This window comes from Pseudomonas sp. BB438 (genome assembly GCF_057180225.1).
The window spans coordinates 4236452-4247713 of sequence record NZ_CM170001.1 but is presented as its reverse complement, the minus strand read 5'-3'; the positions used below and the strand labels follow the sequence as shown (position 1 = coordinate 4247713).

Annotated in this window: 11 protein-coding genes; all 11 read right to left on the bottom strand. The window is 64.0% G+C overall.

The window, feature by feature from the left end; all coding sequences use genetic code 11:
- Positions 1–161: 161 nt before the first annotated feature.
- Positions 162–992 carry a metal-dependent hydrolase gene (locus AC1ZV1_RS19365; RefSeq protein WP_484293173.1) on the bottom strand — a complete coding sequence of 277 codons (831 nt, stop codon included), beginning with the start codon at positions 990–992 and terminating at the stop codon, positions 162–164.
- Positions 993–1277: 285 nt separating this feature from the next.
- Positions 1278–1826 carry an adenine phosphoribosyltransferase gene (locus tag AC1ZV1_RS19360; protein WP_138521687.1) on the bottom strand — a complete coding sequence of 183 codons (549 nt, stop codon included), beginning with the start codon at positions 1824–1826 and terminating at the stop codon, positions 1278–1280.
- A 116-nt stretch (positions 1827–1942) separates the two neighbouring features.
- Complete coding sequence (gene anr, locus AC1ZV1_RS19355; protein ID WP_484293172.1) at positions 1943–2677, bottom strand: transcriptional regulator Anr; 735 nt, start codon at positions 2675–2677, stop codon at positions 1943–1945.
- A gap of 259 nt (positions 2678–2936) precedes the next feature.
- The gene (hemN, locus tag AC1ZV1_RS19350; RefSeq protein WP_484293171.1) at positions 2937–4319 is read right to left on the bottom strand and encodes an oxygen-independent coproporphyrinogen III oxidase; all 1383 of its coding nucleotides are present in this window, start codon (positions 4317–4319) and stop codon (positions 2937–2939) included.
- Between the two features lie 72 nt (positions 4320–4391).
- Positions 4392–5117, bottom strand: a complete 726-nt coding sequence (locus tag AC1ZV1_RS19345; protein WP_484293170.1) for a sulfite exporter TauE/SafE family protein — start codon at positions 5115–5117, stop codon at positions 4392–4394.
- Positions 5110–5331: a cbb3-type cytochrome oxidase assembly protein CcoS gene (gene ccoS, locus AC1ZV1_RS19340; RefSeq protein ID WP_484293169.1), complete on the bottom strand. Its 222-nt coding sequence runs from the start codon at positions 5329–5331 to the stop codon at positions 5110–5112. The genes AC1ZV1_RS19345 and ccoS overlap by 8 nt, the downstream gene beginning before the upstream one ends.
- A gap of 1 nt (position 5332) precedes the next feature.
- Entirely contained in the window at positions 5333–7810 is a 2478-nt protein-coding gene (locus tag AC1ZV1_RS19335; protein WP_484293168.1) for a heavy metal translocating P-type ATPase, read from the bottom strand.
- Positions 7807–8352: a FixH family protein gene (locus tag AC1ZV1_RS19330; protein ID WP_484293167.1), complete on the bottom strand. Its 546-nt coding sequence runs from the start codon at positions 8350–8352 to the stop codon at positions 7807–7809. Before AC1ZV1_RS19330 ends, AC1ZV1_RS19335 begins: the two co-directional genes overlap by 4 nt.
- A 130-nt stretch (positions 8353–8482) precedes the next feature.
- Positions 8483–9898 (bottom strand): cytochrome c oxidase accessory protein CcoG, encoded by a 1416-nt coding sequence (ccoG, locus tag AC1ZV1_RS19325; protein ID WP_484293166.1) that lies wholly within the window; start codon positions 9896–9898, stop codon positions 8483–8485.
- A 210-nt stretch (positions 9899–10108) separates the two neighbouring features.
- The gene (gene ccoP / locus AC1ZV1_RS19320) at positions 10109–11074 is read right to left on the bottom strand and encodes a cytochrome-c oxidase, cbb3-type subunit III (RefSeq protein ID WP_484293165.1); all 966 of its coding nucleotides are present in this window, start codon (positions 11072–11074) and stop codon (positions 10109–10111) included.
- The gene (locus AC1ZV1_RS19315; protein ID WP_024763940.1) at positions 11071–11262 is read right to left on the bottom strand and encodes a cbb3-type cytochrome oxidase subunit 3; all 192 of its coding nucleotides are present in this window, start codon (positions 11260–11262) and stop codon (positions 11071–11073) included. Before AC1ZV1_RS19315 ends, ccoP begins: the two co-directional genes overlap by 4 nt.

Here is an 11262-nt window from a genome sequence, read left to right as displayed (position 1 = left end):
TGGTTCGCAATTCGTGATGTGGTTCTGCTTGAATTGCGCGCTCCATTGGGCTCCAGAAACCCTGCTCAGTGTAGTGACTGGTTGTCGCGGTGCGCGGTGAATAATGAAAAACGCCAGGCGATGCCTGGCGTTTTCCGAACTTCAGCGAGGTTTGGCGGGGTTCAGCCAGCGAAGTCCAGCTGCTCTTTCCAGCGGGTTTCCAGTGCTTTGGTGTCGTGGTCGAAGGGATGGAAGCCGGGGCGGAAGTAATCCAGCCATGGGCGGATCAGATTGACGAAGTAGCCGCGGCGCGGGTGCAGCAGCACGCCCAGACCATGCTTCCAGCTGCGCCAGTTGAACAGTTGGCCATCGCGGCGCAGCAGGTTGATCTGGAAGCCGCCTATGACACTGAGGAAGATCACGGTGGTCAGCAGCATCACCGCGGTGCGGGTGAAGTAGCCGCCGTAGACCTGCTGGTAGACGTCGTAGGCCACCGCCTTGTGCTCATTCTCCTCGACGGCGTGCCACATCCACAGCTTGTACATCTTGTCCGATTTCATCTGGCTGCTCAGGTCTTCGCGCTTGAGCAACTGTTCGGCCATGGTCGCGGTGAAGTGCTCCAAGGCGCAGGTGATCGCCAGTTGGTGCTTCTTGGTGGTGACCTTGCTGATGGATTCGAGCAGCACCTTGATGCGCAGTTCCAGGGTTTCCAGGTCGATCCCGTGTTCGTCGGCGTACTCGTTGTAGGCCGCGTGCTCCTTGGAGTGCATGGCTTCCTGGCCGATGAAGGCACTGACATCTTTCTGCAGTTGCGGGTCCTGGATGCGTTCGCGGACGGCGCGCACACTGTCGACGAAGAATTTCTCGCCGTAGGGGAACAGCGAAGACAGGTTGTTCATGAAATGGGTCATGAAGGGCTGATCGTCCCACCAGTACTTGGGTGTTTCGCTGAAGCTGAAATCCATGCGGCGGACTGGAAAGTTGGCGCGGATCGGCGTGGTACTGGCGTTCATGACTAACTCCTTCTTGTTGTTCGGGAGGTCGCGCGGCAGGTGCGCCGACCCAGGCAAGCCCTGTCGTTAGTGCGCGATGCCACCGTCGAATGTGTCATCGCTTGATGTCATGTTCGGAGTCTTGTCGGACAATCGCCAGGTCATATCCGGCCGTGGCTGGGTCGAATCAGGCCAAGCCGGTCACGACCAGCCATTGGATGGGGCGGCGCGTTCGGTTGATTGCGCAGGCGGTGGTGCGTAAATGAAAACGGGCGCCGAAGCGCCCGTTCTGCCACCAACGGCCTATCACGCCTCGTCGAGGGCGAAGGCAGTCAGGCTGTAGGTGGGAATTTGCGCGTCGTTGAGCTTGGTCGAGCCACCCAGTTCCGGCAGGTCGATGATTGCGGCAGCTTCGAACACGCTGGCGCCCATGCGGCGCACCAGTTGCGCGGCGGCCAGCAGGGTGCCGCCGGTGGCGATCAGGTCATCGAAGATCAGCACGCTGTCGCCTTCGCACAGGCTGTCGGCGTGCACCTCCAGCAGGGCTTCGCCGTATTCGGTCTCGTAGGCCTGCGCCAACACGTCGGCCGGCAGCTTGCCGCGCTTGCGGAACAGCACCAGGGGCTTGTTCAGTTCGTAGGCGATGATCGATCCAATCAGGAAGCCGCGCGCATCCATGGCGCCGATGTGGGTGAAGTCGGCCTCGACGTAGCGCTGAATGAAGCTGTCGGCGACGAAGCGCAGGGCTCGCGGCGACTGGAACAGCGGGGTGATGTCGCGGAACATGACGCCGGGCTTGGGAAAGTCGGGAACGGCACGGATCACGGACTTCAGGTCGAGTTGGTTGAGGATCATGCTGGATGTGCACCTGATGCGGTTTTTTGCAGAGGCCAAAGTATAACGGGCCCGCCAGTCGGCGAGCCCGTTTTCGATGACTGGAAAGTCAACCAAATGGTCAGCTTCCGTAGCTGTCAGCTTTCCAGCTGGCCGCCCGCCAGTGCGCACAGCTCGATGGAGTCGAGAATGTGCACTTCCTTGCCTTCGGCGGCGATCAGGCCGTTCTGCTGGAAGCGGGTGAACACGCGGGAAACGGTTTCCACCGCCAGGCCCAGGTAGTTGCCGATCTCGTTGCGCGACATGGCCAGGCGGAACTGCTGGGCCGAGAAGCCGCGGGCGCGGAAACGCGCGGAGAGGTTCACCAGGAAGGTGGCGATGCGCTCGTCGGCGGTCTTCTTCGACAGCAACATCATCATCTGCTGGTCGTCGCGAATTTCGCGGCTCATCACGCGCAGCAGCTGGCGGCGCAGTTGCGGCAGTTGTTCGGACAGTTCGTCCAGGCGCTCGAAAGGAATCTCGCAGACCGAGGTGGTTTCCAGGGCCTGGGCCGATACCGGGTAGCTCTCGGTGTCCATGCCGGACAGGCCGACCAGTTCGCTTGGCAGGTGGAAGCCGGTGATCTGTTCCTCGCCGCCGTCGGTGATGCTGAAAGTCTTCAGGGCGCCGGAGCGCACGGCGAAGACAGAGCCGAAGGCGTCGCCCTGACGGAACAGGAACTCGCCTTTTTTAAGCGGTCGGCCGCGTTTGACGATTTCATCGAGGGCGTCCATGTCGGTGGTGTTCAGCGACAGGGGCAGGCAGAGGGGAGCCAGGCTGCAATCCTTGCAGTGCGCCTGGGGAAGTGCGCGCACTTTGATGGTTTCGGCCATGAGTGTTCCTTGAATGGGATGGCACACAAAAACCAAGGGTACCGCAGACCACAAGTCGCGCGCCAGTTGGCGACCTGTCTGAATCGCTGGTTTCAGCGACGGGGATGAGTGTTTACGAGGGGTGTGTCGAGTCTCGAATCCTTTCGAAAAGTGCCGGTTCAGGGCTGTTCCTACACCATGGGACGACAGACATATCCTGTATCAATGGGGTGCGACAGTTGGCCCCGTACCGTCGGTCGTGCGAAGGGGAACCCGCGGGTCAGATGACCCGCGAGAAGCGTTGCAGGTTCTGCATTGGCAGGTAACGGTCGAACAGCATGCACAGCGAACGCACCAGCAACCGGCCAGACGCGCTGACATCGATGCCACGCGATCCGAGGGTGATCAGCCCGTCCCGCGCAAAGCGCTCCAGGTCGTCCCAGATCTCCGCGAAGTAGCCGCGGAAGTCGATGTTGTAAAGATCCTCGATGTCCTCGAAGTTCAGCTGGAAATGGCAGATCAGCTGCTGGATAACCGCGCGGCGGATCAGATCGTCCTTGTTGCAGTGCAGGCCGCGGCGGGTAGCGAGCTGGCCCTGGTCGAGGGTGTTCTGGTAGTCGGCGATGTCATTGCTGTTCTGGCAGTAGAGATCGCCGATCTGGCTGATCGAGGAAACGCCCAGGCCGACGAGGTCGCAATGGCCGTGGGTGGTGTAGCCCTGGAAGTTGCGCTGCAGGGTGCCATCTTCCTGGGCCATGGCCAGTTCATCGTCCGGCAGGGCGAAGTGATCCATGCCGATGTAGCGATAACCGGCGGCTTCCAGTTGCTCGGTGGTGCGGTGCAGCATTTCCAGCTTCTGGCCGGGGGAGGGCAGATCCTCGGCCCTGATCCGCCGCTGTGGCGGGAAGCGCTCTGGGAGGTGTGCGTAGTTGAACACGGACAGCCGGTTGGGCTGCAGCGCGATGACCTGCTCGACGGTGCGTGCGAAGGTGTCCGGGGTCTGTCGGGGCAGGCCGTAGATCAGGTCGATGTTGATCGAACGGAATTGCAGGGTGCGCGCCGCGTCGATGATGGCGCGGGTCTCGTCGAGGCTCTGCAGTCGGTTGATGGCCTGTTGTACGTCCAGGTTGAAGTCCTGCACACCGATGCTGGCGCGGTTGAAGCCTAGTTCGCGGAGCAGGCCCATGGTCGACCAGTCGGCCTCGCGTGGATCGATCTCGATGCCATAGTCGCCGAAGTCGCCCTCGACGAAATGGAAGTGGGTGCGCAATTGCGCCATCAGTTCGCGCAATTGGCCGGGGCTCAGGAAGGTCGGGGTACCTCCGCCGAAATGCAACTGCTCGACTTGCTGCTGGCGACCCAGGTGACGGCTGACGATCTCGATTTCATGGATGAGACGGGCGAGGTAGGGGGCGCTGCGGCCACGATCCTTGGTGATGACCTTGTTGCAGGCGCAGTAGTAGCAGATGTTCGCGCAGAACGGGACGTGCACGTACAGCGAGAGCGGGCGCTGGGCCTTCTGGCTATCGCGCAGCGCGTGCAGCAGGTCGAAGGGTCCGACTCCTTCGTGAAACTGCACGGCTGTGGGATAGGAGGTGTAGCGCGGGCCGGACAGATCGTATCGGCGTATCAGATCTGCGTCCCAGCGAATATTGTCGAGCATGCCGATGTTCCCCGGTGGCGAGCTTTTCCTGCGCAGTCTAGGGAGAGTCCGATAGAGGCCTGTTGACCTGTATCAAGCGGCTTTATGGTGGGGAATGCCGGTGCTCGCGTGCATGTCGTGGCCCATGATCCAGGTCTGGTGCGGTCCGGGAAGGGTCCACAGGCCGAAGAGGATCACCAGGATGCCGCCGGCCATGCGCACGCTGCGCTTGCGCAGCAGGGCGGTGATGCGCTCGGCGGCAAGCCCGGTGGCGAGCAGCACCGGCCAGGTGCCGAGGCCGAAGGCGAGCATCAGCAGGGCGCTGTCGATGGCCGATCCCTGGCTGGTGGCCCAGAGCAGAGTGCTGTAGACCAGGCCGCAGGGCAGCCAGCCCCACAGTGCGCCCAGCAGCAGCGCGCGCGGCAGTGTGGCGACTGGCAGCAGGCGGCTGGCGAAGGGCTGGATGTGCCTCCACAGGCCACGGCCCAGGGCTTCGATGCGGGTCAGGCCGCTCCACCAGCCGGCCAGGTACAGCCCCATGGCGATCAGCAGCAGGCCGGCGATGACCCGCAGTGCGGAGGCGAAGGGCGTGCGTGCCACGGCCCAGCCGGCGAGGCCGAGCAGCAGGCCGGCGCAGGCGTAGCTGAGGATGCGGCCAAGGTTATAGGCGAGCAGCAGGCGCAGACGTCGACCGCGCTGCTCCGGCGGGATGGCCATGGTCAGTGCGCCCATCAGGCCTCCGCACATGCCCAGGCAGTGACCACCGCCGAGCAGGCCGAGGATCAGTGCGGACGCCAGCAGCGGCGCCAGATCAGGCATCGCGCTTGTCCTGCTTCTGTCCGGCGTGGGAGTCGTCACCCTCGGCTTCGTCGATGCCGGCCTGGTGCTTGGGGTCTTCGTCGTCGAACAGGATGCTGTGGGCTGGCCCATCCATGTCGTCGTACTGGCCGCTGTTCACCGCCCAGAAGAAGATCGCGATGCAGATGCCGACGATCACCACGGCGACCGGAATCATGATGTAGAGAGCGGGCATTTCAACTCCGTGGCAGCGCTTGCGTCGCGTGCGGTGCGACTGGCAGGGCAGTGGTCGCTGGCGGGGCACCTGCGGCCCTGGGCAGTCGGGTCAGGCGCAAGGCGTTGAGTACCACGGTCAGCGAGCTGATCGACATGCCCACCGCGGCCCACACCGGCGTGATCCAGCCGAGGGCGGCGAAGGGCAGCATGAGCCCATTGTACAGGCCTGCCCAGACCAGGTTCTCGATGATGACTCGACGGGTGCGGCGGGCCAGACCGAAGGCCTGCACCACGCTGTCCAGACGGTTGGACAGCAGCACGGCATCGGCGCTGGTCTTGGCGAGATCCGTGGCTGAGCCCATGGCGACACTGATGTCGGCGGCGGCCAGCACCGGCACGTCGTTCACGCCGTCGCCCAGCATCAGCACGCGGTGGCCTTGCTGGTGCAACTGGCGCAGGACTTCCAGCTTGTCGTCCGGACGCAGGCCGCCGTGGCAGTCATCGATGCCCAGTTCGGCGGCAACGCGGCCGACCATCGGCGAGCTGTCGCCGGACAGCAGCAGCGTGCGCCAGCCACGGGCGCGACAGGCGTCGAGCAGGTCGGTGGCGTCTTCGCGGATGCGGTCGTCCAGCACCAGCCAGGCCAATGCCCCGCTGTCGTCACCCAACAGCAGCCACTGGCCGGGCTCCTGCGGGTGTTCGGGCGCGACGCTGCCGCTGAGGGCGCAGACGAAGGACGGTTCGCCGATGCGCAGGCGGCGCTCGCTGACCAGGCCTTCCAGGCCCAGCCCGGGATGACTTTCGACATTCTCGGCGGGCTGCGGGGCGCGACCGAAGGCGCGGGCGATGGGGTGTTCGGATCGGTTCTCCAGCGCGGCGGCGAGGGCCAGACAGGTATCGCTGTCCAGCGCGCCCAGCGGTCGGACGGCACGCAGCGTCAGCCGGCCCTCGGTGAGCGTGCCGGTCTTGTCGAAGATCACCGTGTCGATGTGGTTCAGGCCTTCCAGCACGTGGCCGCGGGTCACCAGCAGGCCAAGCTTGTGCAGGCTGCCAGTGGCGGCGGTCAGTGCAGTCGGCGTGGCGAGGGACAATGCGCAAGGGCAGGTTGCCACCAACATCGCCAGGACCACCCAGAAGGCGCGTGAAGCGTCGTGCTGCCACCAGAACAGGCCGACCACGGCGGCGAGCACCAGCAGGGCGATGAGGAACCATTGCGCGGCCTTGTCGGCGAGCTCGGCGAGGCGCGGTTTGTCCGACTGCGCGCGTTCGAGCAGGCGGACGATGGCGGACAGCCGGCTGTCGCCACCCAGTGCCTTGACCTGCACGGTCAGCGGGCCTTCGACATTCAGGGTGCCGCCGGTCACGCTGTCGCCGCTCTGGCGTGCCTGCGGCAGATACTCGCCGGTGAGGAGGGATTCGTCGACGCTGGACTGTCCGTCGAGAATCAGGCCATCGGCGGGAATCACTGCGCCGGGCTGAACCAGCACGCGGTCGCCGACGTTCAGTTCGCTGAGCAATACGCGGCTGCTCTGGCCACTGCCGTCGAGGCGCAGACAGGACGCGGGCAGCAGGTTGACCAGTTGGGCGGTGGCGGCGGCGGTTCGCTCACGGGCGCGGCGTTCGAGGTACCGGCCGGCGAGCAGGAACAGGGCGAACATGCCGACGGCGTCGAAGTAGAGGTCGCCATGGCCAGTGACGGCGGTCCAGATGCCGGCGAGGTAGGCGCCGCCGATGGCCAGGGACACCGAGACGTCCATGGTCAGGTGGCGGGTGCGCAGGTCACGCACGGCGCCGCGGAAGAAGGGCTGGCAGGAGTAGAAGACGATGGGCGTGGTGAGGAACATCGCGACCCAGCGCAGGATCTCGTGCAGCTCGGGGCTCAGGTCAATGTTGAATTCCGGCCAGGTGGCCATGGTTGCCATCATCGCCTGGAACCAGAGCAGGCCGGCGACACCCAGCTGGCGCAGGGACTTGCGGTTCTCCTGGTGCAGTTGCTCGGCGGCGCGGTCCGGCTGGTAGGGGTGGGCGGCGTAGCCGATCTTGCGCAGCTCGGCGAGCAGTTCGCTCAGTGGTAGCTCGCTGTCGGACCAGCGCACGTGCAGGCGATGGTTGGACAGGTTGAGGCCGGCCTCGGCGATGGCGGGCAGGCCCTTGAGGTGCTTTTCGATCAGCCAGCCGCAGGCGGCGCAACTGATGCCTTCCATGAGCAAGGTTGTCTCGGCCAGTTCACCCTGGTGCTGGACGAAGGGCTGCTGCACGTCCGGGCGGTCGAACAGCTTCAGCTCGTCGGCGAGCTGTTCGGGGAGGGCGTCAGGGTTGGGGGCAGCTTCGGTGCGGTGGCGGTAATAGCCTTCCAGGCCGCCGGCAACGATGGCCTCGGCGACGGCCTGGCAGCCCGGGCAACAGAATTCGCGGGGCTCGCCCAGTACAGGCGCAACGAAACGGCTGCCGGGCGGTACCGGCAGCGCGCAGTGGTAACAGAGCAGCGGGGCGCTCATGGGCGCTCGGCTTCATCTCCGCTGAGGGGCTCGTCGCCGAGGTCGAAGGAGGCGCCGGGGGCGACCTTTTCTTCCTCGAACAGACGCCACGTCTTGCCGTTCTCTTCGCCGAGCAGTTCGACGAAGCGGCGACCCGTCACGGAGGCATCCAGGCTGGCAGTGTAGCGGCCTGGTTCGGCGGGGCTGGCGCGCATTTCCAGGTGCTTGTCCTGGGATTCCAGGGTAGGGGAGAGCAGGTTCAGGATCAGCGTGGTCGGACGGCTGTCGCCGGTCAGGCGCAGGTCCACTTCGCCGGTCAGTTCGTCGAAGCTGATCTTCGCGCGCAGCTTGAGCTGCTGGGCCAGGTGCTCGCGGTCCAGCGAGCGATTGATACCCTTGCCGGCTTCGTAATAGTTGTCGCTGACCAGGGAGTCCTGATTGTTCACGGCGATGTTGACCATCGTCAGGCTGAGGAAAATCGACGTGGCCAGCATGGCGATGATGATCCACGGCCAGAGATGCTTGTACCAGGGTTCCACGGGCGTTTTCAGGGCCGATTGCATGGTCTTGTTCTCTCGCTGGCAGTACCCCCGCAGGGCGCTGCCCGGTGAAGGGGCGGGCGAAATTCTACGTGCTTCGATCAGTACTGGCACCCCATGCGCAACATGGGGTGCCAATTCGTTCAGCGTTGGTTCAACGAACGCGTGGGCCAATGAAGCGGCTGGTGGATTCCTTGCTGATGGACGGGTCGTCCACCGACTGGATGGTGAAGCTGATCTCGTTGGTGGTAGAGGGGAGTTTCTCCGGGTCGATGGAGAGTTCCACCGGCATGGTGAAGATGTCTCCGGCTGCGACCGAGATTTCCTTCTTGCCTTCCAGGATCAGGCCGTCCATGCCCTTGGCGCCGAGCACGTAGGTGTGGTCTTTCTGGTCCTTGTTCATGATCTTCAGGCTGTACACGTTCTCGATGCGGCCTTCGGCGTTCTCGCGGTAGAGCACGCGGTCCTTGCTGACGTCGAAGCCCACCAGCGGGCGGATGACGATGGCGGTGATCAGCAGGCCGATCATGATGCACAGGGCGATGGCGTAGCCGATCAGGCGCGGGCGCACCAGGTGGGTCTTCTGGCCCGACAGGTTGTGCTCGGTGGTGTAGCTGATCAGGCCGCGCGGATAGTTCATCTTGTCCATGATGCTGTCGCAGGCGTCGATGCACGCGGCGCAGCCGATGCACTCGATCTGCAGGCCGTCACGGATGTCGATGCCGGTCGGGCAGACCTGTACGCACATGGTGCAGTCGATGCAGTCGCCCAGGCCCTGGGCCTTGTAGTCGACGGTCTTCTTGCGCGGGCCGCGCTTCTCGCCTCGACGCGGGTCATAGGAGACGATCAGGGTGTCCTTGTCGAACATTACGCTCTGGAAACGCGCGTAGGGGCACATGTAGATGCACACCTGCTCGCGCAGCCATCCGGCGTTGCCGTAGGTGGCGAGGGTGAAGAAACCGACCCAGAAATAGGCCCAGCCGTCGGCCTGGCCGGTGATCAGGTCGCTCAGAAGCTCGCGCATGGGGGCGAAGTAGCCGACGAAGGTCAGGCCGGTGATCAGGCCGATCAGCAGCCAGAGGCTGTGCTTGGCGATCTTGCGCAGCAGCTTGTTGCCGCTCATGGGGGCCTTGTCGAGCTTCATGCGCTGGTTACGGTCACCCTCCGTGACTTTCTCGCACCACATGAAGATCCACGTCCATACGCTCTGCGGGCAGGTGTAGCCGCACCAGACCCGGCCGGCGAAGACGGTGATGAAGAACAGGCCGAAGGCGCTGATGATCAACAGGCCGGAAAGAAGGATGAAGTCCTGCGGCCAGAAAGTCGCGCCGAAGATGTAGAACTTGCGCTCGGGCAGGTCCCAGAGAACCGCCTGACGACCGTTCCAGGTCAGCCACACGGTACCGAAGTAGAGCAGGAAGAGGAGGGCGCCCCCGGCCATGCGGAGGTTGCGGAAGAACCCGGTGAAGGCTCGGGTATAGATCTTTTCCCGGGAGGCATAAAGGTCGACGCTTTCACCCTTGCCCTTGGTGGGCGGAGTGACGTCCTGGACCGGAATTTGTTTGCTCATCAGTGCATTCCACGGCAGCGGGAGGGCGCCCTGTCGATACATGCCGAGAGGGTCAGAAATATGCTTGCACGCCTAACAATGATACGGCGTGGTGGGTGTTGCAACCGTGCGACAGTTGGTCGCGCAAGGAATTATGGACCCAGAAATAGAGCGGCGCCGGTGTAGAAACCGGCGCCGCTGGGTGTCGCAATGGGTGTAGGAAGGAGAGGCTTATTCGGCGCTCTTCTCGCCTTCGCCATGGGACAGGCTGTACACGTAGGCAGCGAGCAGGTGAACCTGGTCTTTGCCCAGACGCTCCAGCTGAGCCGGCATCTGGCCCTGACGGCCGTAGCGGATGGTCTGCTGCAGCTGGGCGAAACTCGAGCCGTAGATGAACGCGGCCGGGTGGGTCAGGTTCGGCGCGCCCATTGCGGCGGTGCCTTTGCCTTCAGCGCCGTGGCAAGCCACGCAGTTGGTGGAGAAGATCTTCTGACCGTTGGCAACCTGGTCGTCCGTCACGCCTTCGGGCAGCTTGCGGCCGTCCAGCTTGGTGGTGACGAAAGCGGCCACGTCGTGAACACCCTGGTCGCCGATGACTTCGCCCCAGGCCGGCATGGCCGCGTGGCGACCGCCTTCGATGGTGGCGATGATGTCCTTCGGCTCGCCGCCCCAGCGCCAGTCTTCGTCGGTCAGGTTCGGGAAGCCGTGGGCGCCCTTGGCGTCGGAGCCATGGCAGACGGAGCAGTTGGAGGCGAACAGGCGGTTACCCATTTTCAGGGCCTGCTCGTCCTTGGCCACTTCCTCGATCGGCATGGCGCCGAACTTGGCGTACAGCGGGCCGTACTTCTCATCGGCCTTGGCCATTTCCTTTTCCCACTGGTGCACACCGGTCCAGCCTTTTTCGCCGTTGGCGAATTCGGCGTTGTCCTGGTAGCCCGGCAGCAGGCCCTTCCAGTTGCCCAGGCCCGGGTACAGGGCGAGGTAGGCGAGGGCGAAGACGAAGGTGGCCACGAACAGCATGAACCACCACTTCGGCAGCGGGTTGTCGTACTCCTCGATGCCATCGAAGGCGTGGCCGACGGTTTCATCGGTGGCTTCGTTGCGCTGACCGCGACGGGTGGCGAACAGCAGCCACGCCAGGGCGAAGATGGTGCCCAGGGTAAGTACGGTGACGTACAGACTCCAGAAGGTTGTCATTCTTTGTTGCTCCTAGAAGCTTGCTCTTGCTCGACGTGCTTTTTGGCGACCGGGTCATCCGCGAAGGGCAGCAGGGCGTCTTCGTCGAAGCGCTCCTTGCGTTTGCCGCCATAGGCCCAGAGCAGGACGCCGACGAAGGCGACCATGACTACTACAGTGCCGATACCGCGAATGGTCCCGATATCCAT